21 protein-coding genes are annotated in these 26,816 nt (G+C 44.0%); 5 read left to right on the forward strand and 16 right to left on the reverse strand.

Annotation, left to right across the window (positions count from 1 at the left end; genetic code table 11):
* The first annotated feature begins 42 nt into the window (after positions 1-42).
* Positions 43-603, forward strand: coding sequence for a helix-turn-helix domain-containing protein (locus NFI81_RS02975; RefSeq protein ID WP_234614345.1), 561 nt, complete (start codon positions 43-45; stop codon positions 601-603).
* Positions 604-734: 131 nt separating this feature from the next.
* Entirely contained in the window at positions 735-1,064 is a 330-nt protein-coding gene (locus NFI81_RS02980; protein ID WP_234614344.1) for a hypothetical protein, read from the forward strand.
* Positions 1,065-1,376: 312 nt separating this feature from the next.
* Here the strand turns inward: NFI81_RS02980 and NFI81_RS02985 are convergent, their stop codons facing one another.
* The 6 genes from NFI81_RS02985 to NFI81_RS03010 form a co-directional block, all read right to left on the reverse strand.
* Complete coding sequence (locus NFI81_RS02985; RefSeq protein WP_234614342.1) at positions 1,377-2,879, reverse strand: glycoside hydrolase family 32 protein; 1,503 nt, start codon at positions 2,877-2,879, stop codon at positions 1,377-1,379.
* Between the two features lie 42 nt (positions 2,880-2,921).
* On the reverse strand, positions 2,922-4,640 hold the full coding sequence (locus NFI81_RS02990) for a RagB/SusD family nutrient uptake outer membrane protein (RefSeq protein ID WP_234614340.1): 1,719 nt from the start codon (positions 4,638-4,640) through the stop codon (positions 2,922-2,924).
* Positions 4,641-4,652: 12 nt separating this feature from the next.
* Complete coding sequence (locus tag NFI81_RS02995) at positions 4,653-7,730, reverse strand: SusC/RagA family TonB-linked outer membrane protein (protein WP_234614338.1); 3,078 nt, start codon at positions 7,728-7,730, stop codon at positions 4,653-4,655.
* On the reverse strand, positions 7,723-8,622 hold the full coding sequence (locus NFI81_RS03000) for a carbohydrate kinase family protein (protein WP_234614336.1): 900 nt from the start codon (positions 8,620-8,622) through the stop codon (positions 7,723-7,725). Before NFI81_RS03000 ends, NFI81_RS02995 begins: the two co-directional genes overlap by 8 nt.
* A gap of 13 nt (positions 8,623-8,635) precedes the next feature.
* Entirely contained in the window at positions 8,636-9,958 is a 1,323-nt protein-coding gene (locus NFI81_RS03005) for a sugar porter family MFS transporter (protein ID WP_234614334.1), read from the reverse strand.
* A 267-nt stretch (positions 9,959-10,225) separates the two neighbouring features.
* The gene (locus NFI81_RS03010) at positions 10,226-12,961 is read right to left on the reverse strand and encodes a hybrid sensor histidine kinase/response regulator transcription factor (protein WP_255717417.1); all 2,736 of its coding nucleotides are present in this window, start codon (positions 12,959-12,961) and stop codon (positions 10,226-10,228) included.
* Positions 12,962-13,167: 206 nt separating this feature from the next.
* Between NFI81_RS03010 and NFI81_RS03015 the strand changes: the two genes are divergently transcribed.
* Positions 13,168-14,286: an adenylate/guanylate cyclase domain-containing protein gene (locus NFI81_RS03015; protein WP_234614330.1), complete on the forward strand. Its 1,119-nt coding sequence runs from the start codon at positions 13,168-13,170 to the stop codon at positions 14,284-14,286.
* A 235-nt stretch (positions 14,287-14,521) separates the two neighbouring features.
* Here the strand turns inward: NFI81_RS03015 and NFI81_RS03020 are convergent, their stop codons facing one another.
* Positions 14,522-15,052, reverse strand: a complete 531-nt coding sequence (locus NFI81_RS03020; protein ID WP_234614329.1) for an NAD(P)H-dependent oxidoreductase — start codon at positions 15,050-15,052, stop codon at positions 14,522-14,524.
* Between the two features lie 97 nt (positions 15,053-15,149).
* Between NFI81_RS03020 and NFI81_RS03025 the strand changes: the two genes are divergently transcribed.
* Positions 15,150-15,506 (forward strand): winged helix-turn-helix transcriptional regulator, encoded by a 357-nt coding sequence (locus tag NFI81_RS03025; protein ID WP_234614328.1) that lies wholly within the window; start codon positions 15,150-15,152, stop codon positions 15,504-15,506.
* Positions 15,507-15,592: 86 nt separating this feature from the next.
* Here NFI81_RS03025 and NFI81_RS03030 read toward each other — a convergent pair whose 3' ends face one another.
* Positions 15,593-17,749, reverse strand: a complete 2,157-nt coding sequence (locus NFI81_RS03030) for a T9SS type A sorting domain-containing protein (protein WP_234614322.1) — start codon at positions 17,747-17,749, stop codon at positions 15,593-15,595.
* A 254-nt stretch (positions 17,750-18,003) separates the two neighbouring features.
* On the opposite strand from NFI81_RS03030, the gene NFI81_RS03035 reads away from it, so the two are divergent.
* Positions 18,004-18,399 (forward strand): nuclear transport factor 2 family protein, encoded by a 396-nt coding sequence (locus NFI81_RS03035; RefSeq protein WP_234614321.1) that lies wholly within the window; start codon positions 18,004-18,006, stop codon positions 18,397-18,399.
* Between the two features lie 196 nt (positions 18,400-18,595).
* On the opposite strand, the gene NFI81_RS03040 is transcribed toward NFI81_RS03035, so the two are convergent.
* The 8 genes from NFI81_RS03040 to NFI81_RS03075 all read right to left on the reverse strand — a co-directional run bounded on the left by NFI81_RS03040 (position 18,596) and on the right by NFI81_RS03075 (position 26,572).
* On the reverse strand, positions 18,596-19,528 hold the full coding sequence (locus NFI81_RS03040) for an alpha/beta fold hydrolase (RefSeq protein WP_234614319.1): 933 nt from the start codon (positions 19,526-19,528) through the stop codon (positions 18,596-18,598).
* 162 nt (positions 19,529-19,690) lie between these two features.
* Positions 19,691-21,127: a TlpA family protein disulfide reductase gene (locus tag NFI81_RS03045; RefSeq protein ID WP_234614317.1), complete on the reverse strand. Its 1,437-nt coding sequence runs from the start codon at positions 21,125-21,127 to the stop codon at positions 19,691-19,693.
* A 181-nt stretch (positions 21,128-21,308) separates the two neighbouring features.
* Positions 21,309-22,022: a hypothetical protein gene (locus NFI81_RS03050; protein WP_234614316.1), complete on the reverse strand. Its 714-nt coding sequence runs from the start codon at positions 22,020-22,022 to the stop codon at positions 21,309-21,311.
* 33 nt (positions 22,023-22,055) lie between these two features.
* Entirely contained in the window at positions 22,056-22,820 is a 765-nt protein-coding gene (locus tag NFI81_RS03055; RefSeq protein ID WP_234614315.1) for a LytR/AlgR family response regulator transcription factor, read from the reverse strand.
* Positions 22,821-22,848: 28 nt separating this feature from the next.
* On the reverse strand, positions 22,849-23,913 hold the full coding sequence (locus NFI81_RS03060; protein WP_234614309.1) for a sensor histidine kinase: 1,065 nt from the start codon (positions 23,911-23,913) through the stop codon (positions 22,849-22,851).
* A gap of 80 nt (positions 23,914-23,993) precedes the next feature.
* A complete protein-coding gene (locus NFI81_RS03065) occupies positions 23,994-24,926 on the reverse strand; it encodes a fasciclin domain-containing protein (protein ID WP_234614308.1) in 933 nt (310 codons plus the stop codon).
* Positions 24,927-25,099: 173 nt separating this feature from the next.
* A complete protein-coding gene (locus NFI81_RS03070) occupies positions 25,100-25,807 on the reverse strand; it encodes a MarR family winged helix-turn-helix transcriptional regulator (protein ID WP_234614307.1) in 708 nt (235 codons plus the stop codon).
* 42 nt (positions 25,808-25,849) lie between these two features.
* Positions 25,850-26,572 carry an SDR family NAD(P)-dependent oxidoreductase gene (locus tag NFI81_RS03075; RefSeq protein WP_310589241.1) on the reverse strand — a complete coding sequence of 241 codons (723 nt, stop codon included), beginning with the start codon at positions 26,570-26,572 and terminating at the stop codon, positions 25,850-25,852.
* Between the last annotated feature and the right edge of the window lie 244 nt (positions 26,573-26,816).

Below are 26,816 nucleotides of genomic sequence, written 5' to 3' on the forward strand. Positions count from 1 at the left end.
GCCTATTCTGCAAATTACCTATGTTCAAAACATTTATTGGCAATGAAGATTTATATCAAATACATGGTAAGCCGAAGGTGTAAGCTTATGGTCAAAGCCGAATTAGCAGCGCTAGGAATATGTCACAGTATTATAGAACTTGGAGAAGTTGAGCTTGATGACGACCTGACAGAAGAGCAGCGGGAATTGCTGCATTTGGCATTGTTAAAATCGGGGCTGGAATTGATGGAAGACAAAAAGGCACAGCTTATCGAGAAAATAAAAACCATTATTATAGAAATGATCTATAATGATGAAGATGTTCCTAAGCTTACTAATTCTGCATTTTTAGAGGAAAAACTGGCATACGATTACACTTATCTCGCCAACATTTTTTCAGAAGTCACGGCTACAACGGTAGAACATTACATTATTGCCCATAAAATTGAGCGCGTTAAAGAGCTCCTTATCTACGACGAGCTTACCCTTACACAGATTTCTCACCTACTCAATTACAGCAGCGTAGCGCACTTATCTTTTCAATTTAAAAAGGTTACAGGGCTGACCGCTTCTTTTTTCAAAGGCCTTAAGCATAAAAAGCGGGTGCCGTTAGAGGATGTGTGAATTATGAAATAGATCGCTTAAATAACGTAACGGATCTGACAAAACGATATGCAAAATTTGTGACATATAAATTGTTCATCGCGTCTGCCCTACCTCAAATTTAGCCGTCTTTAAATATTCCTTATCTTTAAATGAATAGTACCGAACACCACCAATTTACCCCGACCGGCAATATTGAAACAGCAAAAACAAAGGCTATCCCTACGGAAAGTGAGATAGCCGAGACAATTGCCATCCTTGCCAATAAAATTAATCTGATAGAAATAAGCACTAATGATAACTTTGCCATTAGGGAAGGTTGCGCAGAAGCAGTCGAAATACTGGGCTCTAAAAAGAGCTCTTATCACGAAATCAGCGACGAGATTGTAACTAACAAAGGGTGGGCCATTGCAGTATTGGCCGTTGAATATTTAAACGGCAATTTGGATGGAAAGATCTTTGAAGAACTGCCCGTAAAATGAAAACATATAAGTTGGAAAGCCTATCTTTTTCAGAAGGCTGCTGTTATCCAAAACAACTGTTTGCAATCTATATGTTTTTTGATCCAGAAAACCATTTTGTATAATCGCCACATCATCCTATAAGATCTTATAAATTGATGTTGGTCGATACATGAATGATCATAACACACCGCTTTAATTATATTTCTGCTAAGATATTAATTCCACTTTTTTAAATCTTATATTATCTATTATAGGTAGTGCCATATCTGGTTTTAGTCTTGAACTGACGGTGTTCTCATGCAAAACACCGTCAGTTCGGGAAGTATATGATTACTCTACCGAAGGTTTTAAAACCGTATATTTCAAATTATCAACAGTAATTCCTGAAACGGATTTGATGGACAGTTTTGACATCGGGTTTTCCGGAAAGAAAATATCGGTCATCACCGTCAGTCCGTTGTCAGCAAAAAGCTCAACAGAAGCTACATCCGCAATCAAGGTCAGCGGAATATTATCTGCCGTTGCAAACCTTGGTGCAATGTGTTTTGCTCCAAAACCTTTTTCAAAATCGATTTTGCCGGATTTTGAACGATCAATGTAATATTGATTTTTCGCTTTGTCGTATCCGATGATCAGTTCGTTGCCTGCTTCGTTGGCCAGCACAATAGAAAAATCTGCTGTGTTTTTAGTTGTTAAATCCAGGCGGAATAAGCCGGTTTTATTCTTTACTTTGTCCGTCAGATCCAGTTGATCCTTCACCTTCACATTCTTCATTGAGAAACTTGTGGTGTTCAACACATCCAGCTCTTTAACCGGAACCGAAGTCAGATACATTTCTTTCCCAACTGTTTTTAGACCTAGTTCACGTGCGATTGTGTTAGCACTTCTCCACGGATCCGTAGGAACCTGATTGGCATATTGCCAGTTGCTCATCCAGCCCATCAGAATGTTGCGATTGCCAGTGTTGGCAAATGTCACAGCTGCATAATTGTCGGTCCCGAAATCCAGCCATTTGGTTTCTTTTGAATTGGATGTGAAGGTTTTCCCGTCAAAATCTCCCAGGAAATATTGACCCGCAGAGCCTTTGTTCGGGCCGCCCGGATTGATGTTTACGATGAGCACCCAAATGTCTTTTCCTTCGTGTTTGATGGGAAACAGGTCCGGACATTCCCATACGCCGCCATGGCCTCCTTCATTGGCACCGAATTCACTTTCGCGCGTCCATGATTTCAGATCCGGTGATGAATAAAATGTGATACGATCTTTGGTTGCCAAAGTCATCACCCATTTTTTCTGAGGTTCAAACCATCTCACTTTCGGGTCCCGGAAATCGGTTATGCCCGGATTCTGAAGCACAGGATTTCCTTTGTATTTCGTCCACGTTTTACCGTCGTCCAGACTGTATGCAATGCTCTGCGTTTCGTGTTTGCCCGTTTTTTGCTTTTCCTGAACTGGATCGTGATGCGTGAAAATGGCGACCAATGCGTCTTTCCCGAATCCAGCCGTATTATTTTTATCGACAACAGCGCTTCCCGAAAAGATGTAACCCAGACTATCCGGATACAACGCAATCGGCTGCTCTTTCCAGGCGATCATGTCTTTGCTCGTGGCATGTCCCCAGTGCATGGGTCCCCAAATTTTGTCGTCCGGGTAGTATTGATAAAAAAGATGGTAAATCCCATTGTGATACACCATGCCGTTAGGATCGTTCATCCAGTTGGCTTTGGGTGTAAAGTGAAACTGCGGACGGTATTTTTCCTTGAATTCCTGAGCAATAGCCGTTGAGCCGGTTATGGCACAGATAAGAAGTAAGGCAATGATTATTTTTTTCATATCGTTATTTGATTGTGTTTGAGCCAGACCAATTGCTGACAATTACCACCCAACATTCTGTTTGTACAAGCCACTGCTGAAATTAATTTGATTCAATGGTATCGGAAGATATTCATCCCGACCGGCAGTAAATCGGGCATCTCCTAAGTGTGTTGCCCTTGTTTTTTCGATTTGGAAATAGGCATTAATCGTTTGAGCTGCAACGCCCCAGCGAACCAGGTCGAAAAAATGATAGCCCTCACCAGCAAATTCAAGTCGTCTTTCCCAGCGCATGGCCATTCTGGCATAGTTCTGTGTCCAATCCGAACTCTTCACATACGGTTTTATCTTAAAATTGGCCGTAGGTTTTCCATCCGCTGATATGAGCAGCCCTGTACTTGTGGCTGCACGGGCACGTATCCTGTTTATCAAAGGAAGTGCTTCGTCCTGTCTACCCAGTTCTATTAATGCTTCTGCTTTCCAAAGAAGTACATCGGAGAAACGGATAATCTGCCAGTTTTTGGCACTGGACATAAAAGGCGGTACTTTTTGAAACGACGGATCCGTTGGTAAAACCACTTCTTTAATGCTGGCAAAAGCACCGTAAACCGCCGGGGCACGAGCCCAGGATTTTTGGAATACATAGCTTTTCCCGTATTTGAACGGAGCATTGGGCCTTGCTACGGTGTGATCCAGCCGCGGATCAAATGAGCTGGTCTGGAAATCAAGGGATGCTGCCACGTCATTGGTAGCGTAGGTTTGAAACAGGGGCAGTCCGTCAGCACTTGTTTTGAAGGAGTTGATGAGGTCATGGCTGGGAACATGGAAACCGCAGCACCCGTATTCCTGGTTCATCGTATAATTCAGCGCATGTCCGTAATCCAGCCTGCCGAGCGGCGTTCCGTCATTTTTTGAATACTGAATTGCAAATACGGATTCGGGACCGTTTTCGGTTGCTGTTAAAAAATTGTCAGCAAAATCGGCACTCAGATTATACTTGCCTGAGTTGATCACTTCATCACAAAGTGCGTTTACCTCTGTCAGCAAGGCTTTGTTTATGGTTACTACGGCATTGGTTTCATTTTGTTCATAAGCCTTGTACAAAAGGGTTTTTGCCAGATAGGCTTTCGCTGAAATCTTGTTCGCCCGGCCTTTGTCGCTCTGGTTGTCGGGTAACTTCTCAGCAGCATTTCGGAAATCCGCTTCAATTTTTGACCAGAGCTCGTCATTCGAAAGCTTATCGTTTGAAATGGTTGGATAGTCGGTTTTGGCAATGGTTTCGTCGATATACGGAACATATTTAAACAAGATTTTCAGCAAAAAGTAGAAATGTCCTCTCAGGAAATTCAATTCACCTATACGGGCTGCTTTTTCAGGATATTCCGCGTCGGACAATGCACTCACTCTCCGCAATGCATCATTTGTCCGGCTGATACCCACATATAATCGGAACCAAACCTGGTCTATCAATGCATTATCAACCCGGTTCAGAGAGAATGTTTCGAACAAATGAAATTCTGACAAATCACCCGGGCCGTCGCCACCTTTATACATATCGCCTCCGCGTATGCTTCCATATGCCCACATACTGGAAAAAGGAGAGGTGTAATGATCGTTTCCAAGTGCGGAGTAGGCTGCTACGACCATCTTGTCCACATTTTCAGGCGTATTTAAATCGTCACCCGAAATGACACCTTGTGCCGGTTCTACCAGCGCATCATCGCAGCCTGTGAAAAGCACCATGAGCAATGTCAGGGTGTATATTAATTTTTTAGTGATCATGATTTCAAAAATTTAGAAAGTGACATTCAGTCCGATTGTTCCTATGACGGGTATGGGGAAAGCGAAGTTTGGAATCTCCGGGTCGGGACCTGTGAAAGCTTTACTTTTGATTGTAAATAAATTGCTCCCTTGCAGATACAATCGCGCGCTTTGGATTTTCAGGTTATTCAAACTTTTGAAATTGTACCCGATCTGCGCGTTTCTCAACTTCAAATAGGAACCGTTTTCAATAAAGTAGGTCGAAAAGCGGCCTTCATTATTCCTGTCCACCAATGTCAATGCAGGAATGTCAGAACTTGTGTTTTCGGGCGTCCATGCGTCTAAAGTTCTTTCGCCCCAGTTGGTGCCCGTCCAGAGTGACGAGAAATCGGTGTAGGTTTTAAATTCGTTTTGAACCTTTACATTGATTCCCTGGAAGAAAAAGCTCAGGTCGAAATTTTTCCAGCTGACCGAAGTATTGAAGCCATACATATATTTAGGCGTGCTGTTTCCGATAAAATCTCTGTCCTGTGCATCAATGGTGCCATCTTTGTTTAAATCTGCATATCTGATTCGTCCAACGCCCTTTCCCGGCTGGGTTGCAGCATTGTCTACTTCACCCTGATTCTGGAATATTCCGTCGGCGACATATCCGAAGAATGAATTAGCCGGGCGGCCTAGTATGGTCTTATCCGTTCCATTTCCCGGATAGGATGCAATCACTTCTTTTGGCAAATAAGTGATCTTGTTGCGATACAGGGAGAAGTTACCTGTGAGGTTGATTCTCAGATCGTTGCCAATTTTTGTGTCATAGGAGAGCAATGCTTCGAAACCACTATTTTTCATGGAAGCGCCGTTGGTAAACCGGTTCCCACCGTCGCCAATCACAGCCAGATATGCCGGGCTGATCAGAATGTCAGAAGTTTTTCTCTGGAAATAATCAACTGAGCCCGTCAAGGTGTTGTTCAAGAAACCAAAATCCACACCGAAATTCGATTCTGCCAGCGATTCCCATCTCAGGGCATCATTGCCTTGCTGGATTAATGTAAATCCTGACGGAAGCTGGCCTGTGCCATTTCCGCCAATGTCGTAAGCACTGCCATTATCAAAATCCCAGGTCGGATCGCTGCCGTAAATGGCTGAGTATAAGGACTGCGTAGCATTGTTCGGGATTTCCTGATTGCCCGAGCGACCCCAGCCATATCTTAGTTTTAAGGCAGAAATGAATGGTATATCTTTAATGAATGCTTCCTCGCTCAAACGGTAACCCAATGAAAATGCAGGGAATGTTCCGAAACGGTTTTCCTTTCCAAAACGTGACGAACCATCGCGGCGTACGGTTGCCGATGCCAGGAATTTGTCTGCATAAGTGTAGTTGACCTTCGCGAAATAGGAGAAAAGTGAATTCGCACTGCCGCTGCCGCCATTATTAATGTTGTTGCTTCCGGCATTCAGGTAGGAATAATTGATATTCTCCAACGCCAGGCCTCTTCTGCTTGCTGAAAATTCCTGGGCGATATATCGGATACTTTCCTGGCCTACAACAATTCCAATCTGGTGCTTACCTGTTTGAATGTCATAGTTCAATGTGTTTTGCCAAATTGAATTTCCCGAATAGTCCTGGAAATTGGATACCTGATTGGTCGGATCGGACAAGAAACCGGAGGTGTAAGATTTCCGAAGCAGCCTTTTGTAACCACCGCTGTAATCAATTCCGTAGCTGGTTTTAAGATGCAGTTTCGGGATAATTTCCAGGTCGGCAAATACATTACCGAAGAGTCGGTAGAAGTTGCCTTTATTCTGCCTGTTGTCCTCAATAAGCCTTACAGGATTTTGACGGTCTGTCATCCCTGACGCAGGGCCGCCCCAGCCGCCATCCACGGTGTAAACCGGCACAACGGGCTGTGAAACCAGTGAAGCAAACAAAATATCAGCAGTAGGAGACTGCACATCCTGAATGTAAGTGGCAGACAGGTTTTCGCCAATTTTCAGTTTTGATTTAAAGAGCGAGAAATCCGTGTTCAGCCTTGCAGTGTATTTTTTATTGTGCGTAGATTTTACAATTCCTTTATTGTCGTAATAGCCCAGTGAAAACATGGTATTTCCTTTTTCAGAACCATTGGAAATAGACATATCGTACGATTGGATAATGGACTTTTGTGAAATTTCATCGTACCAATAGGTGTTCGCAGGCTTCATTGTTTTTGCCGCATCGATGAATTCCGGATATTTTATCTGATTCAATGCCGGACTGTTGAAATCGTTATTCCAATCATATTGATAAATCTGATTGGCGTTCGGATCTGCTTTGTCATTTACTGCCGCCTGCCAATAAGCCCGGCCCCGGCCGTCTGCATTCAGTGTTTTTAATTTAGAAGCGTAATCCTGAATTGAAGTGGAAATGTTCACATTCAACCGCGATTGACCGTTTTTTGCTTTTTTTGTCGTAACAATGACAACACCATTGGCAGCCCGTGAACCATAAATGGTCGCAGACGAAGCGTCTTTTAAAACCTGAATGGATTCGACGTCAGCCGGATTTATTTCATTCAATCCTCTTTTGGTAGGAATGCCATCGATGATGTAAAGGGGATCATTATTGCCCAATGTACTGCCTCCCCGGATTCTTACCGTAGCACCTCCGCCGGGCGCTCCATCCGTGGTGATTAACACACCAGGCACTCTTCCCTGCAATGCTTTTGCCGGATTACCCACCTGGCTGTCTTTGATGTCTTTAATGTTCACCACACTCACCGCACCCGTGATATCTTTCTTTCGCTCAGACTGATATCCGGTAACAACCACTTCATTCAGGCTTTTTGAATCATATTCCAGTGTAACATTCATGACACTATTGGTGCCTGCAATCACTTCACTGGGGACCATGCCCACGTAAGAAAATACAAGCGTAGCGCCACTGTTAACACTGATGCTATACTTTCCATCGGCATCAGATAATGTGCCATTGGTTGTATTCTTTTCCAGAATACTTACTCCGGGGAGCGTCAAGCCGGCGCCGTCTTTCACGGTTCCGGTGATGTTGGATTGAGCAGCCGCAAGTTGCACCCAACAGAGTATGGCAAAAGCCAGAAGCGGTAGTCGTTTAAACATGATTCGTTTGATTATTTGTTAAAAAATCAGCAATTTCTTTTTCGGCAATCACAGGTGTAGCACCAGAATAGGAGGCAACCAATGCACCTACGGCACAGGCTTTTTTGAGGGCTGTGGGAATGGATGAGCCGCAGACATATTCTTTCAGAAACATGGCCAGAAAGGAATCTCCGCTGCCAATCGTGTCCTGGACTTCCACTTCATATCCGCCTTGTGAATGAAATCCGTCACTGGAAAGAACGACCGCGCCATCGGCACCGAGCGTTACACAAACCAGTTTCAGGTTGAAGCGTTCGTATAAGAATTTCATCTGCGTTTCTACTTCGGGTTGTATGCCAAACCAGGTGCAGACCGTGTTGAGCTCATGCTCGTTTACTTTCACAATGTCAGCCTGTTCCAGCAGATATTCAGTGGTGGCTCTGTCCAGATGCGGGGGACGGATGTTTACGTCAAACACTTTCAGTTTTGCGTCTTTCAACAATTCAAAAAGCGTGTCGCGCGACTGCTGGCTGCGAACGGAAAGTGTGCCATATACAAACACATCTGAGTCCTTTACCAACTGCTTGTTTTCAGGTGTCACCATAATGTAATCCCAGGCTACTGGCTGCACGATTTTATAGGTAACTTCGGTCTTGTCGGTCAGGTTTACCTTTACAATGCCGGTAAGATGTGTAATGCCGGTTTGGATAAAATCTGCATTAAAATCCTGATTGTTAAGATAATCCATGAGTTCAACGCCCAGGTCGTCATCGCCGACGCGGCTGATGAAAGCTGGATTCATGCCGAAGTTTTTCAGGTGAATGGCCACATTCATGGGCGCTCCGCCGGGTTGTTTGCCAGAAGGCAGCATGTCCCAAAGCATTTCTCCGAAAACGGTTATTTTAGGTGTCATATAAGTTGAGATATTAATGTAGAATCATTGTTTTATCAGTCCTTTCCAGCGACGTTCCCTTGGTTTCAGGCATGATGCGCCACACGAAAATGAGCTGCAAAATCATCATCACTGCGAAGAAGGAGAATGTGACTCCGCCGCCCAGATATTCGGAAATGATGGGGAATGAAAAAGCGATAATGGCAGCCATGAACCAATGGGTAAAACTCCCTAGCGCCTGACCGTTTGCACGCACTTCATTGGGGAAAATTTCAGATATAAAAACCCAGATGACCGCGCCTTGTGAGAATGCGAAAAAAGCAATGTAAACGAACAGAAACACCGGAACGCCCGTAAAATCCTGGATAAAAAAAGCCCTGGCAACCAATCCAAGCGTAATAATGACGCCTACGGAGCCGATCGCCATTAATGTGCGTCTACCAAAACGATCTATAAAATTGATAGCTAAAAGAGTGAAAGCGAAGTTGACAAAACCGATCCCGGCAGAGGATAAAAATGCCGCTTTCGCTCCCAATCCCGTCATTTCAAAAATGCGCGGACTGTAATAAATGATGGCATTAATTCCTGAAACCTGATTAAAAACCGCGAACAGAATGGCAAGCATTACAGGTGTTTTGTATTTGGCAGAAAACAGCCGGGCGGAAGGTTTGTCTTTCGTCTCTTCGTTCGCATTCCTGATCGCAAGCAATGTCTCTTCGCTGGTTTCGGGATCGATAATGTTCAGAATTTCCCTTGCTTGCTGCACGTCACCTTTTTTCATAATCAGCCAGCGCGGACTTTCAGGAACGTAAAGAATTGCCAGTAAGAAAATCAGCGAAGGCAATGCTTGCACGCCCAGCATCCAGCGCCATGCATTGTCGCCCATATCCTGCATGAAGTAATTGGAGAAGTAGGCGATGAGAATTCCGAAAACGACATTGAATTGGAATAGCCCAACCATTTTTCCGCGTGATTTGGCAGGAGAGATTTCGGAGATGTACATGGGTGCGGCAACCGAGGAAGCACCAACGCCCAGCCCGCCAAGGAAGCGGAAGAATATAAAGACATACCAGTCCGTTGCGAGTGCAGAGCCGAGGGAAGAAACCAGGTATAAAACAGCTATCCAGAATAAGGTAGTTTTTCTTCCAAGCCGATCTGCCGGAATGCCGCCTAGCATTGCGCCGAGAACGGTTCCTATCAGTGCGATGGAAACGGTGAATCCGTGTTCAACCGCAGACAAGTCCCATAAATGCTGAATAGCCTTTTCCGCTCCCGAGATAACGGCCGTGTCGAACCCGAAAAGGAATCCGCCAAGTGCAACGACGATCGACCAAACTAATACCTTACTGTTTTTCATTGGTAGTTCTGATTTTTTGTCAAAACTACCGCCACTTGGCACCCGGAATAACTAAATAATATCTCAATAAAGTTAAACTTTGATACAGTGGTATTTTAGAGGTATATTATAATGATAATCAGTGAATTAGCCTGTTATTTAAAATTTGATACACGCGTCATCTTTCAAATTTGATACATCCTGTTTAAAATTTGTATCATTTCTGATGATTAGGGTAAGTGAGAAATTGAACAATAGATTGAAAATGTTAAATAAAAATCCGGCTGTTTACGATTTTTTATATTCCATAGGAGTTTGGTTATATTTTCCTTTAAAAGCAGTCGAGAAGTAAGTGGGGGAGGAGAAACCGACTTTATAAGCTACATCCGCGATTGTCAGATCGTCACGTCGCAGTAAAAACTTTGCCTTATTGAGCCGAACCTGTTGCATGTATTCATTCACGCTCATGCCCACAAGCGCTTTTACTTTCCGGTACAACTGAACTCGGGACATGCCAAGATCTTTCCCAATGTCTTCAACGCTGAGTTCTGAGTTGTCATAATGCTCCTCAATGTATGCCGTAAACTGTGTGATAAATTTCTTGTCCAGTTTATTAGGATTCGTTCCTGACGAAATTTCTATGGGCAATTCGCTGGTGTAATGTTCGCGAAGCGCCGACCGGTTTTTCAGCAGCGTCTTAATGCTTTCCTGAACATATTGCAGATTAAATGGTTTGGTAATGTAAGCGTCCACGCCCGTTTGAATGCCTTCGATCTGTTGTTCGATGGTTGTTCTGGCGGTAAGCAAAATCACCGGAATGTGTGAAGTCCTGAAATCTGCTTTGAGTATCGCGCTCACGCTCAACCCATCCTTTTTTGGTAATGTTACATCGCACACGATCAGATCGGGAATGTGCTCAAATGCCAGTCTCAAACCTTCTTCACCATCATTGGCCACCAGTATCTGATAATTGACATTTAATTTTTGTTCCAAAAGCCTCACCAGATCATTGTTGTCTTCAATGAGCAGCACAGATTGCTCATGAATCGAAACCTCCCTGACAGAAGCATTATTGGAAGCCGCATCTTCTTCCTGAATTTCGAAGTTTTGAACCATGGAAAAATCTTCCGCATGCCCGGTTTGTAATTCATCTTCCTGGAAATGTTTGTTACCCAGTGGCAGCTCAATGGTAAATGCTGTTTCTTTGTTGGGCTGGCTGCGAACAGAAATTGTTCCTTTGTGCAGCGAGATCAGTTCTTTGGAAAGCGCCAATCCTAGCCCGGTTCCCAGTGCTTTATAGCCGCTTTCGGCTTGGTAAAAAACTTCGAAAACGTGCGCAACTTCCGATTCCGTCATCCCTATGCCATTGTCTTCCACTGTAATCTGTGCTTGATCAGAAGAAATGGTTTTGATATACAAATAAACCCTTCCCTTGTCCGGCGTGAACTTAAATGCATTGGAAAGCAAATTAAAAATCACCTTGTCAAGCATCGTCGTATCGAACCAGACCATCACTTCGGGATCGGAAGCAATTAATTGGAAGTCGATCTTTCGTTTGGAAGCAATGCGTTCAAATGCCACCATAATGTCCTTCACAAATGCTACCAGGTTGTGCTCGCCGGCCCGCACCTGCATCCGGTGACTTCCCAGTTTCCTGAAATCCATCAGCTGGCTCACCAGCCGGAGCAGTCTCAATGTGTTTTTTCTGATCAATGAAAGTTCCTGTTTGATCAAAGGATCACGGATTTTTTCACTGGCCAAAACATCCTCAATAGGTGCCAATATCAGGGTAAGCGGAGTACGGAATTCGTGCGAAATGTTTGTGAAGAATTTGAGCTTTGCCTCGTTTTCAATCTCAGCGCTTTGCGCAAGTTGTTCAATCTGGTTTTTCTGATCTGATATTTCATGGTTCTGCACTTCAAGCCGTTTGTTGATCTTCCGGTTTTCGCGTAACGAATAGAAAGAAATGGCTCCGAAAATAAGTGCCATAGCAAGGGTGATGGAGACAGTGTAAATCACAATGCTCTGGTTTTCAGAGATCGCGCGCTGCTCCTCAATCTTTTCCTGACGACGTTCAATGTCCTGCTGCTGCGCTACCAGTTTTTCGCTCTGCAATTTCATGATCCTGACGTTGGTCGAATCGATCATGGTGATTTGCAGCCGGTTTTCCCTTTTGAAAGGCTGTTTTCGCAGAATTGAAATGGCAGTTCGAATGGCTTCTTCACCGCCTGTCGGATAAAGAATTGTGGCATTCAGAATGTCCCTGTCTACAAGATCAATGCCGCCATTTGGCCCGGTTAATCCGTCTACACCAATCAGACGGATCATTTTTTCAAGACCCAGATTTTTACAAACCTTGAAAGCGGTCAGCGCACGGCGATCATTCTGGCAAAAAATAACATCAATGTCCGTGTGGGTTTGTAGCAGTTTGGTTAGCGGAGCCTCGAAAGAATATTTGTCCCAATCGCCATCCAGTTTTGCCGTCAACCTGATACCTGGAAAGCGGCTGATCGTTTCCATAAAACCTTTGTGGCGATCAATGTCAGCGGATGATCCAGGCTTTTCACTGATCTCAATCACCTTTCCGGTTCCTTTCAAAAGTGTATTCGTATAAGCTCCGGCAATCTGTCCAACTTCCACATTATCGGCGCCAACATAGGCAGTATATTGATCAGAATTCGTACGGCGATCCAGAATGATGACCGGGATTCCGTTCTGATATGCTTTTTCCACAACAGGCGTAATGGGCTCTGCTTCGTTGGGAGAGACGATCAGCAGGTCAATTTTTTGTTTGAGCAGTTCTTCAATTTGCGTGATTTGTATTTTGCTCTGTCCGCCCGCATCCTTCATTACAAAGTTGATCTCCGGATTGAAAGACAGCTCGCGGTACATGCTCTCCTGCATGGTTTTACGCCAGTTATCACTGCCCGTGCACTGCGAAAAGCCAATCGTATACTGCTTGGATTCTTTTTTAGAACAGGCAATTAAAATAGAACATACGAGAGTAATAATAAAGTATTTCAATTTTTTATAGCATTTATATCAGCGATTTGCTGTCTATAAATGTATTACAAATGGAGTTTGAAACAAATACGTCATCATTCACGAAGTACTTGTCTCAATTGACAAAAAACAAGACACAGCAATAATTTACATTTTCGGATGTATGGTATAGGGTTTGTTCTGAAAATTTAGGGTATTTTGAAGACTGGTCCACAATACATCAATCCATGCTGTCACCGAAAACCAAAAGAGATGTTGCCCGTGTCATTCCTTTTGGAGTATTGTGGTTTATTTTTAGCCTGATTTACTGCATGCTGGAAAAAGGAATTCTTGGAGATCTGGACCACTATCCATCAACGGGCAATCAGTACAAATTTGCAGCAAACATTTTTGCCATCCCCGTTGCGGGCCTGATGATGGGTCTGATTACCGGCATTCTGGAGATTGGTTATTTCAGTAAGTGGTTTATAAAAAAGAGCTTCACCAGAAAGATCGTATTCAAATCCTTTCTTTACCTGATCATTGTTATCATTTTTCTGGCTTTCACGTTGTTGATGAATGCACTAAATATGCCAAGTGAGCACTCTTTTAAAAACTTGGTATCACCAGTCTGGGCATTTTTCACTGACTACGCTGCGGTCGGCCTTGTACTATACATTGCTTCGATAATTTTGGTTACGCAATTTTATGCTGAATTCAGCCAGAGTCTGGGGCCAGGCACATTGAGTAATTTTTTCTTAGGGAAATACCATCATCCCGTAGAAGAAGAGCGGATATTTATGTTTCTGGATATGAAGTCCTCGACTACAATCGCCGAAAATCTTGGGCACGTCAGATACTTCGAGATGTTGAAGGAGTATTTCTTCGACCTGTCAGGTGCTGTGATTGATTACGCGGGCACAATCTATCAATACGCTGGTGATGAGATGATCATCAGCTGGAAACTGAAAGACGGTTTAAAAAATAATAATTGTATTGAGTGCTTCTTCGCTATGAAACGTATCCTCGAAAGTCAGACGGAAAAGTACAACGGCAAATTTGGCATTTTACCGGCGTTTAAAGCCGGTCTGCATTTTGGTATGGTGACTGCCGGAGAAATCGGATCGTTGAAAAAGGAAATCATCTTTACAGGTGACGTCCTTAATACTTCCGCAAGGATCCAGGGACTTTGCAATCATTTTAATGCAGACCTGCTGGTTTCGGAGGAGCTGGCTAAAATACTTCAACTTCCGGCCGCCTACGAGATGAGATCGGTTGGAGAGAACCTGCTGAAAGGGCGGTTAAAAACAATGGAGATATTTTCCATTTCAGCCGCTGATATATTGAGCAACTCTCGGCAGTCATAGTGTTAGTTGATGCCAAAAGTATCTTTTTCAGCCATTATCGTCCTGGTTTATATCAATCCTGGTTTGCCGTTAGCTTGTTCAATGACCCACAACCCATTGGTTCACGCTTTCCCAGAAGGTGGTCGGTTGTACAAGTTACGCTCCAAGCATAACACAGTGTTGGCTTTGACCGATGGGCCATGAGCTCAGTAGGGCTGGATGCAGCCTTTATTGAAATTGCAATGATAAAGCATTTTTACAATGTATCTAAAAACGCAAGATACTGGGGGACACTTTTTTCGATCCATTCATCCGACGCATTGTGCTCCATTCCATAGTAGGCAAAAAAAGGTCGGTAGTCAGCTTTTACATAATCAAAACTAAGCTCAAAAGGCCGCGTTAATTCTTCAACGGTGTACTTGTACAACGCAGAATGATTGTATCCCTGCTCGTCAATGCCTAATGAAATAGCCAGGGCAATGCGCTTGCCAGACATCTTAAAGTCGCTCTGCCTGCCATAGGCCCAGCCATAAATCATCACTTCATCCAGCCATTTTTTAAAAAGTGGTGGGCAATTAAACCAGTAATAGGGGAATTGGAACACAATCTTGTCATGTTGCTCTACCAGTTTTTGCTCGGCGGTGATGTTCAGTTTCTCGTCAGGGTAAACTTCATAAAGTTGGTGAACCGCATACCTGTCGGGATATTTGTTTAACTCTTCAATCCATCTTCTGTTTATTGCTGAATGTTGAATGTCCGGATGGATTACAATTACTAATGTCTTCATCTCATTATTTTTATTTTTCCTCAATCAAAATTAGCGAGGCTACCCTGAGTTTGGTAGCTTAGCTACTAAATGTGGGGTACTATAAATAATGTAAGTAATGTCAAAAGTGAAGGAAAGCTCAACAAACTTTGCCAATAAAAAGGCGCTAAGCATGGAATGTTCAGAAGTTTATGCTGCAAACATTATTGGTGGACAGTGGTCGCTGGCCATTGTTTCCTGGTTGATAAACGGAAAACTCAGATTTGGAGAATTGAGAAAACGAATGCCTGCAATAACCGAACGGATGCTCACATTGCAGCTAAGGAGGTTGGAAAACGACAAAATCATCAAGCGGACGGTCTATGCAGAAGTCCCGCCACGGGTAGAGTATGAACTTACTGCAATAGGCTATGAATTGGCCCCGATTATCAAGCTACTTGAAAAGTGGGGAGATAAACATAAAATCCTGGCTTAAAAGACTACTGGTTTTGGGCCATCTTTGTTAACGAATGAAATCGTAAAAGGCGGTCGCGTGCTTGGCCACGCAACCGCCTTTCACATTTACTGAACGAAGAGGATCTTCTTGGTTTCTACCGAATCTGGTTTTTTCACTTGTAGCAGATAAATGCCTGCTGGCGCGCCAGGAAGGATAATGCGCTCTTCATGAACACCTTTTCCTTTCACCGCACGTTCATGCCATACCCGGCCCTGCGTATCAGTGAGGCGCATTGTGCCTGATGTTCCTACTGGTAACTGGAATACGGCGTTGAATTCGCCAGTAGCCGGGTTAGGATATGCTTGCAGCGACGGGATATCCCCCTGCATTTCCGGAGCACCAGGTGCTGCCATTCTGGTATAAACATTTTGGTCAGGTCCAATGCAAATCTTGTCCTGTCGACATGCTGCACCGGGCAGGCCCTGAATGCGGATCGTGTTAGTGCCTGCAAAAAGCGTGATGTAGAATGTTTCTTCTCGTGCAACGATGTTCCAGCTGTGAGTAGGGGTCAGGTTTAGTGCCGGAATCACCACGTCATCATTTACTGCTACGCTAATCTGGGCATCTGCCTCTGCATAGTAGCGCAGCGTTACGGGGAAAAAGCCTGCTTTCGTTATTCCGTCTACCTGATATTCGACAAAATAATCGTAGTTATCTTGTGCGCCACGGGTCTGACCGTTCGAGGCGTTGGGATCATGGGACTCTGGCCCGCTGCTGGCCGAATGCTCCGCTTCCACGCAGGCGCTGAATGGTTCCTGGGCCGGTGGACAGCTTGTAGTAAAAGCAACGAAAACGTTCTTGTACGCGCATCCATCCTTCCCGGCTGCAACATTGTAACCGTCCGATGTATGCACGGACGGCGCAGTAACTTCAATGTTCTGTGTATAACGCGCAAACCCGTTGGCACCCGTCCAATTATAGAAGATGCCGTCGCAATCGGGGCCGGTGCAATTGGCGGTCAGGGAAACCTGGGCGCCGCACTGAGGGGTCGATGTAGAGGTCTGGGCGGTGATGGTAAAGTCGCAGGAAGGAGGCGTGCCGGGCATTTGTTCGACGCAAATCTTATCATGCCGCACGGGGCGATACCCTGGCAATCCTTTCACAAAGATTGAATTAAAGCCCTTTCTTAAAGTGAAAACAAAGGTTTGCTCAATCCAGACTATATTCCAGGAATTGGAAGCTGGCAGCTCTATCTTGTGCGGATTGACTTCGTCGTTGATACGCACTTCAAAGGCGGTATTTGCTTCGGCATAATACCGGAATGTCACTGCGTGCGGGCCTTCAACCTGAACGTCGGGAACTAAATAAAATACACCGTAATCGTCCCGGTCGCGCTCGCCCCTTGTTTTGCCACCCGATGCGTTAGGATCTTCGGTTATGGGGCCGGTCCCCCCGGTGTCTTCTGCTTCCAGGCATATTTGGAATGGTCCGTCGCCGCAGTCAGTGATGGTCAGTTTGAAATCGCTAGTCTGATCAGGACAGCCCGGTTTGGAACTTGTCCTCGTGTAAGTGAAATTTCCGTTTTCACTGGGTGCATAAAAGCTGACCGAACTTCCTGAGGCATCCAATCCCGGACCAGTCCATCTGTAACTCAGCCCGGCGCAAGCGTTTCCGCCGCAGTCGGCACTTACGCCTATTGCCTGCCCGCATGACGGATAGTAGTCGGTTACAATCGATCCAACAATATAATCACAATCGACGGGCAACGAACCACCGTTTTCAGTCCAGCAAGTTTTATCCTGCCTGACATTATACCCAGGAAGCTCTTTAATTCGCACCCTGTTATTGCCAGCGATCAAATCCACCTCGAAAGTGTGTTCCTTCCAGGCAATGTTCCAGGAATGCGACGCCGGAAGTTCAATTTGCATCAATGGACCGGCGTTCACGGAAACACTTACCTGCGAATTTTCTTCGGCATAATAACGGATTGTCAGCAGATACTTTCCCGCAGTCGGAACATCGGTCTGATAATCGACAAAGTAGTCCTCCGAATCCCGGGCACCGCGTGTCAGGTCGTTGGATGCATTAGGATCCTGCGAAACAGGGGCATCGCTGTTTGCTGTTTCTGCTTCAAGACATACAGTAAATGGAGCTAATTTCGCCTTGACGGGTTTATTGACGGCATTGTTATCGGCCAGCCTGCCGGCGTAATCTAACGGCGCAGCAGCATTCAAGGTGATCGCTGCGAGCAAAAAGCAAATGACGAACGTACAAGTTTTCATAACATGCAAGGAAATGTGAATGATGAAATGTGATATCCCAACGGATCGCTGAAAAGACAATTTAATCTTGGATTGTCTATATGGCTAAGACACCACACACATTCTAAACCGTTGCGATTCAGATGAAAATTTGGTAGGAGAGATTCTATAAGCCCGGCGTGAGGAACTTCCCTATTTTCTCAAGTAAATCAAATATAATCTCAAGTTTTACTGACACCCATTGCTAGCAAGCCGCCTTACATTTGAGCGGTCAAATGAAAAATAGAAAAATGGAAAAAATAGAAATTACCAGACAAGACGTTGTTGAAGCTGAAAACAAACTGTTTTCGGCTCAACTTGTGAGCAATGTGGACGTTCTTAACCAACTACTACACAATGATTTAATTGCAGTTGCGCCGACAGGACAACTTCTGACCAAAAAAATGGACTTGGACTCACATAAAGCAAAAACCATGATTATTGAAAATGCTTCAACAAATATTGATGACATTAAAATAATTGGCGACACCGCACTTTCAATCGTTACAATGACAGCGAAAGGAAAGATGATGGGAACACCGTTAGAGGGAAAATTCAGATATTTTAGAGTTTGGAAACGCTTTGAGGATGGGTTGAAAGTGATCGGTGCGAGTTTTATGCAACTACCATAGTATTGAGGATCATTTACTAACAATTATCTTGTGATTAGAAACAGTCGAGTCCTTCCTGATAAGGATGGCGTCTGACGTTGGATTGGGATATACTGTCTCCGCCCCTGCATTGAAATAGGCGTGTGAAATTGTACTCAGTGCTTTTATAAAAATACCAATGATAGGATAATTTATGGCGTTAAAAATTGTATGTTATTTACTTCGCTTTGTTGAGCCAAATACTTATTGCTGATAGGAACATTTGTTGCTGATCAATAAACAAGGTGTGAGAGCAATTATCAAAGTACTTGACATGATTACCTCCGAGCAATCCTTTGAGGTCAGAAATCTGTGCAGGAGAATAAAGTCCATCCTGTCTCCCATATAGGGCATAAATTGGTATATGCCGCTTCCGCAAATATCGCAGCTGTGGCGTGATATCAATGTTGTGACTAGACTCATGCTTCCAGAACGTTGAAACTGCCCGCTCATTTTTAACATACAGAGCAATTAGCGTATTAGTTTTATAGGTATCGTAAATGGCCTTCGCGCGGTTGTTTGGCGCCGTCAGGTTGAAAAATCCGTTTGCTGACGCGTGTTTGAAGACCAGAGTGCGATATTCGAAAGAATTGGTGTCCATCTGTGCGATAGACTTAAGCTCTTTCAATTTCAATGAATCATTTGTACGCTCATAGATAGCCTTACTCGATTGAAGGATTGTGTTGTAGGATTTCTGTTGTGACACCAATGAACTGCATAATATCAAGCTTTGAACAAGATCAGAATGTTTTTGAGCGAATTGTGCAGCTATCAATCCTCCGAAGCTGAATGCAAGCAGAGAAGCTTTTTCTAGGTTATAGCGGTCATATATAACTTTTAGATCTACGATGGCTTCGTTGAAATCCATTTTCGCGTTCTCGTTTGCCGATCTACCATCTCCCCGGCGGTCATAAACTATTACATAAAATCCTCGATCAGCCAATAACTGCGCAGTAGTTGCTTCAAAAAAGACACTAGTGCTGCCTGGACCACCATGTAAAAATATAATCGGGTTATCTTTTGTGTCGCCGTAGGACCGGCTGTATAAATTCTGCGATGAACCGGTTGATGGAATTATATAAACGAGCAGGATTAATAAAAAAACTTTCATGATCATCGCGATAGATTCACTCGCAAAGAAAATACATCGGCAGCGCTTGGCAAGACCAAAAGTGAATTAGTGAGGCCAATGATATGATTTTTGGATATGCCCTGGTTGCCACTCAGCTACAGAACCTGGACGTTCACACAAAAATGACCTTGAAAATCAAATTTATAAAAGCGCATCTATTTCTGAGGCGACTTTACCGTCTGACGGTCTTGCAGCATTTGGATTGACGATTTTTCCGGTTTTGCTTATGAGAAAATAACGCGGGATGACGTCAATTTGAAACTCTTTTTTCAGTTTCGATTTGGAAGGTTGAATTAAGATATAATTTTCCGGACCTTCAATATCGTCCGATTTTGAGGCCTTTTTCCACGCAACGTTGTTTTCATCCATTGAAATGTTGACAAAAACGACATCTTTTGCGCTAAATCGTTTTTTGAGTAATCGGGATGAAGGCACTTCCGCCCGACAGGGCCCACACCAACTTGCCCAAAAATCAACATAAATGACTTTTCCTTTATGTTTTTTGATCACCTGATCCCACGTAATGATCTCACCAGCAAAATTGGCCAGGCTCCCTACGTCCGATTTTTTTGCTTCGATAAAATCATACATTTCCCTGATATAATTTCTGAGCGCTGGGGTGTGAGCATCATTCTGAAACTGCTTCGCAAGGGCGGGGTTTGGTTTTGTGTCGTTAAACATCCCGCCCAGTTTGATCAAGTTATACAAAAGGTAGTCCCTCGTTTTCCCATCAAAATTCTGTTTGTAGGCAACATATGCTTTTTCTGTTCCCACTTCATCCGGGTTCGCAACATAATACTTAGCAAAAACCTGGGTTAAATACGGGAAATCAGGGTCATGAAAGCAAGTATCGCACTTCATCAGGGGCAGTAACTCCTTGTACAGCTTTTTGTCACTCAAATATTTTTGTACCTGAGCCGGTGTTCGTCTGTTGAAGTTGAACTGGGCAATTTTGTATTGGTAAAATAAATTTCGAAGTAAAACCCTCTTTTGATCTGGACTGAAATCGTTTCTGGAACAATAAGCACTTAGAAATTGAACATTGTCATGATAATCGCTTTTTAACACAGAGTCTCTTGACTCAAAGTCCAGCTTTGTGAATCGGTCATATCTTAATCTTTCTTTATAAGTATATTCACTCAGCCTTTTTTGTTTAGTGATGTGCTTTCTAAGCTCCTTTGAGGCATTTAGTTCGTATGTCCGTTTGGGCGAAGCAGTAACCTGAAAATCAGAAAATAAAGAGTCTTTTGTTATCTGATATGTCTCACCGGGGAGAAGGTAAATGTAGTATTGCGACATGTAATGTATGTCTTTCAACAATATTGGCTGTGAAGAAATTATTTCTTTCCTGAATATGGAATCAACTTTCAAATTTTCAGGAGTTTCCATCATGTTGAAGTTGAACAGCGAATCGTGGTAACCAAAGAAAAATTGCTCACCTTTCTTTGCATGAATTTCAAGCATGATTACGCTGTCTACTTTTGTTACTCCGCTATCTTGGTCGGGATGTTGCTCCTTTTCCCTGTTTTGTGAGCAAGAAAAGAGAAAGATTAGAATAGAAATAGCTAAATACTTCATGGCTTAGATCTTTAAAAAATGCCCCATATAACGAGTGGATTTAATCAAGTGTGTAAGCAATCGAGTACCAATTGGTGCACTAACATACGTAAATGCAATTGATATATATTATTAATTTAAATATACGAATTATATGGTTTGCTTAGGATAGTTACATTCACCGCTTCAATGTGCAAAATGCTCAAAACGAAAATCCTGCTCTCAGCGTCAACCTATTGAAATCTTCAACCTTTTCCCGAGCTCCCTCGGTCACCGAAGATCTCTGGAAGCGGTAACCTGCAGCAATGGTGAAGCCGGTGTTTCCGCTAAAAAGAATTTTCATCCCAACACCCGCCGAGAATGTGGCGCCTCCACCGAAACGGACGCTATCCACATCGTTGGAAGTGGCATTAAATCCATAACCACCTTCCAGGAAATAGAATGGAACCTTGGAGCTCCTATCTGAAAAATCACCCCTGAGGCTTAGAACCACAGGCACAAATGTTTGCACGGCGTACAAGTCTGCACCGATACCCAGGCCGGTATAAACCCATTGATTAAACTTATAACCGTTTGTTGTCTGAAATGAAAATGCGGAAGTGGTAACGCCATTAGAAGCCCGGTTACTCATAGCCAGCGGCCCAAGTTCTGTGTAATGCACGAATCCTTTGTGTTTATAACGAATGTTTGGGTTGACAAGCTTTTCAGCGATCAGCGTGTCGACTTCTTCTCTTTGAAATACCCAAATGCTTTTGTCGTATGTTTCCAGTTGATATTTACCGTCTGCTTCAAGCAACCTTCCCCGGATCACCGACCCGTTTTTCAGGTGTAAACTAACTTCCCGGGTTTGCTGACCATTTGCGATGGATGTCCAGCCCGCTGTGAAAAAGATGAATAGGGTAGAGAGCAATTTCATAAAGTGAAGGTTGGGTATGTAAAATTGGTTTGCCTAGTTGTCGAGCCAGTTTTTAAATTCATGGCTTTTGTACTTGCTCACGAATACATCCTGATTGAAAACAGGCTTTAAAAATACTTGTAAGCGACTGCTTAGCAACGATTTAACATTTTGAATGGCCTCAATCCGGGCTATGACCTTCCGGTTAATCCTGAAAAATAAAGCGGGGTCAAGCATTTCCTCGAGGCTTTCCAGGTTATTGTCCATCAGGTATTTTTTCCCTTCATTGGTTACCATAAATACCACCTTGTCGTCCGCATAGAAGTAGGCCACTTCTTCGATATTCTTGAAATGAATGGTGTCACCATACCGGACTAAAAACCTTTTTTTGTATTTTCTGGTCAGCGCCTGGATAGTCATTTTGAGATTTTCTATGTCCAGGTTGGAAATGCTTTTTCGGTCTTGTTTTAAGTGATGGTATTTATCCAATGCACGCGTGAGCTCGCCTTTGTCCAGTGGCTTAAGTAAATAATCAATGCTATTCATTTTAAAAGCCTGCAATGCGTATTGATCGTAAGCCGTGGTGAAAATAACCGGACTTTTCACCGTCACTTTGTCAAACAGGCCAAAACACAATCCGTCGGATAAATGGATATCCAGCAGCATCAGATCCGGCTCGGGGTTTTGATTCAGCCAAATGGCCGCCTCTTCTATGGAATCCAGGACCTGTTGCACTTCAATGTTAGCATCGTATTCGGTCAGTAACTGGGAAGCTCTTCTGGCCGATAGCGCTTCGTCTTCTAGAATGAGTACTTTCATGGAAGGTAAATCTGAATGTTGATCATTGTCAATCATAATAAGCCATGTTGTTGTGCATCGCCTGTTCTGCGTTGAGTCGGATCAGCGGGATCGTCACGCTGAAAAACTGGTCCGTTTGGGCTACGATCACGCCCTGGTGCCCAAGAAAATCATATCGTTTAGCAATGTTGGTCAGGCCCAGCCGTGTCGACTGATCGTCTTCTATGATCTTTTTCTGTAAATTGTTTTTGACAGTGATAGATTCATTGTCAAGACAAAATATCTCAATGCGTAATGGTTTGCTTTTAGAAATAATGTTGTGCTTTACTGCATTTTCAACGAGCATTTGAAGCGATACCGGGAGAATGTAGGCCGACAAGCAGCCTTCGGATATATCGACCTGAATGCTGAGTCCAGCCTCAAAACGGGTTTTGAGCAGATATAAATAAGAGTCGATAAATTTCAATTCCTCCCGCAGTTCGATCAATTCCTTTTCATCACTTTTGAGAATATAACGGTAAACGTTCGAGAACTGCCTTATGAATTCAACGGAAGCGGCTGTATCCTGCGCAATGAGCGCTGTCAAAACACTCAGGTTGTTAAACAGGAAATGTGGGTTCACCTGATTTCTGAGCGATTGGAGCTGGGCCTGGCTGGTGGTTCTTTTGTAAGTTTCCAGTTGCTGGTGGCTTTCTTCGAGCTTTTTCATGTATAAAAAAATGACATGAATGGTGTTCAAAAACAGGTTCACCCGGAAACAGAACATCAGCAGGAGCTTTAAAGGAAGTTTCCATTCGCTCCAATCGGGAGATATGCTGTAATAGGCCGTGGGAATGCCCAGTATGAGTGTTACCAGTGCTGTAATAATTACACTTCCGGCAAGATTATAGCCAATCCGTTTCCAAAATGGCTCAATATCCCTGGTTGAGAGCCAGTTGTCCCAGATCCTGTTTCCTTCCCAAATTCCGGCAGTGACTGCCAGAAAGAGCAGGAAAATCACAAATTGGTCCGCGCCAAAGTGATAATAGTCGAAGGTCTCGAGAAGCAATGTGTTCAGGAACGAGTAAGCTCCCAGCAAAAACATAAACCCGAACCGATACCTGATATGGAACATGACTGCGGCGAGTTAGGCAGATAAAACAGATCGGCAAACGATTAAACTACAACCGTCTGCCAATCTGCTGTTCTTTTAGTTTAGGGCATTAAAACTTTATCAATCACGTGGACAACACCATTGGTTGCCAGGATATTAGCTGCTGTAATGTTGGATGCGCCGCTGGTTGTTCCAACCACTTTCGCTCCGCCGGACAGGTTAAATGTTACAGATTTACCTGTATTAGCCGTGGCAACAGGCCCTGAAACATTTGGTAGATCCGTTGAGAAAACACGGCCTGGCACTACATGATATAGTAGAACACTGGTCAGCAGCGCCCGGTTGGCAGGTGCAAGAAGCGTTGCTTTCGGCGTCGTTTTATACAATTCACGGAATGCTGCGTTAGTAGGAGCGAACACGGTCAGACCATTGCCAGCCGAGGTAAGCGCTGTGGCTACTGCCGGATCAGCGGCCAGCACAAGCGATACCAACTCGGTAAAACTGGTGTCTGCCTGCGCAATCTCCACCAGCGATCGGGTAGGAGGCACGATCACATTATCAATCACGTGTATCACTCCGTTAGAAGCCGCAACGTCTGTTGCGATCACTTTGATCTTGCCATTGATGAATACGCCATCGGCATTTTTGGACAGGTAGATATCGTTGTTCGTATTTACCGTTTCAACGGTCCCGCTTTTCACGTCAGCCGCTTTCACAGTGCCGCTCACCACGTGTGAAGTCAGGATCGGGGTTAATGCATCTTTGGTCAGCGGGTCTAAGCTGGTTATGCCTGCTGCTGTGAACGCGGCATTGTTAGGTGCGAAAACGGTAAAAGGACCTGCACCTTGCAGGGTGGTTACAAGTTCTGCTTTTGTAAGGGCGGCAACGAGAGTCGAAAATTGGGGATCCGCGGATGCAACGGCCGGAATGTTGCCAGTTCCCGGATCTACAGTTGTGTCGTCGTCATCGTCGTTGCAGGATGAAAGAGTAAATGCGACCATTGCCGCAAATAGGCATGTTTTCAGATTTGCCATTGTTGTGAACATTTTCATAATTTGAATTGGTAAGGTGTTTTAAATTGTACTTACAATTATTTCAACAACCCAGGGATTTGCTGAATCCGTTCTCCATTCGGTGTCAGTGGCCTTTGTTATGGTATGAGTAGTCCGGCAAAAAGGATGAATAGCCGAAATTGACAAAGCGATAATTAGTTTTTTTGATCAACTATGGCTTCGGTCACCCGTTTCAGATCCGCTTTACTGGAAATGGTCTTTTGCTGATGATGCTGCTGATGAAAATCCTCTAACTTTTGAAGCAAATACCGAAGCGTCAGCTTTTCGGAAACAGTAAGGTTTCCCGAGATCATTTTACCCACGTGGTTCATGTCTTCAAACACCGTGTAAAGCAATTGTTTGCCCTGATCGGTGATGGCGATTTGCCTGCTTCTTTTGTCCTTTTCGTCGTCCCATTGCCTGATCAGCCCCGCTGCCAGAAGTCTTCTGATAACTTCCGTACCAGAGGTTTTTTCCTGTAAATTGTAATGGATCAGCTCGCTTTTAGACAGGTTATCGTGGGTGAGCAAAATAGCCAACGCTGTAAAATCCTCGGCAGTTATTAATGGCGTATTGTCCAGGGCTTTTTTGATGTACGATTTCGCATACCGGCTCATGTATACAAATAATTGGCCGATGTTATTATCAAGCTGGAATGCCTGTTCCTGTGCGGCTAAATCATTTTTGCCAAATCTCACATCCTGGCTAAGACGTCCGGTGGGGCCGACGTCCAGCGCAGAGCTGCCAACTTTATGAATCACAAATCCGGCAAAATCCTGCATGGTAACCTCCCTTTCGGGATTTTGCTGTTCAAGTTGCTCGACCAGTGAGATTAGCTCATGAATAAGCTGGTATGATTTCATGTGGTAGATTATTTCTGTCTGGCTATTATGTTTGTGCTCATATTAAGCTGTTTTCAATTTGCCCAATCCTCCGTCAACGCCGATGATCTGGCCTGTTACCCAGCTGCTGTCATCTGATAACAAAAATGCGATTGCCTGGCTGATATCTTCTGGCTGTCCATATTTTGCAAGCGGATGCCTTTTTGCAGATGCTTCGCGCTTTTCGGGTGAGCTCAGCAGGTGCTGCGCCATAGGTGTATCTGTGAGAGAGGGCGCTACCACATTAACCCTTATCTTCTGACCAGCGAGTTCAGCGGCCAGCGATATAGCCAGTCCTTGCACGGCACCTTTGGCTGCTGATATACTTGCGTGATAAGGAAGCCCGGTATTGGCCGCAACAGAACTTATCAAAACAACAGAAGCGCCTGCCGCATACTTCAATTGCTTCATTGCATGCTGAATAACCTGAGCAGCACCCAGGACATTGAGGCGGTAATCGTTTAAGAAGTCGTCGCTGGTGAGCCGGTTAAATGGTTTCAGGTTAATGCTGCCGACTGAATAAACCAGGCCGTGCAATTGTTCCGGCAAAAACCCGCTGATCGCTTCAAGGTCGCCTGTCACATCGGCTTGCAAGTACGCAATGCCTTTCGGAAGATCGGCAGGCTTTGTCCGAGAAATCACATACACCGACGCATCGTTTTCGTGTAATGCTTTAACGAGTGAGAAACCAATCCCAGAACTTCCGCCTACAACCAGGATATTCTTCCCCTTGAAATTCATCATCATCTATATTTTAAATGTTCATTTTGATCTTCACGCCCACAAACTTTTTAAATAAGAGTGCACCGCTGTGAACGATATACTTTTTAATACAAAGAAAACCACATTTTAAATATAATACGATATTGTATTAAAAATACTTAATATAGTATGATATCGCTTGAATTGACCTTTCCACCAAGCCCTCTCAGAAGCGCTTACCGTCCATGCAGCTTTCCGTGCTGTTCAATATCGGACACAGCCCGTTCTG

The organism is Dyadobacter fanqingshengii (assembly GCF_023822005.2).
In the GTDB taxonomy this organism is placed as follows: Bacteria; Bacteroidota; Bacteroidia; order Cytophagales; family Spirosomataceae; genus Dyadobacter; species Dyadobacter fanqingshengii.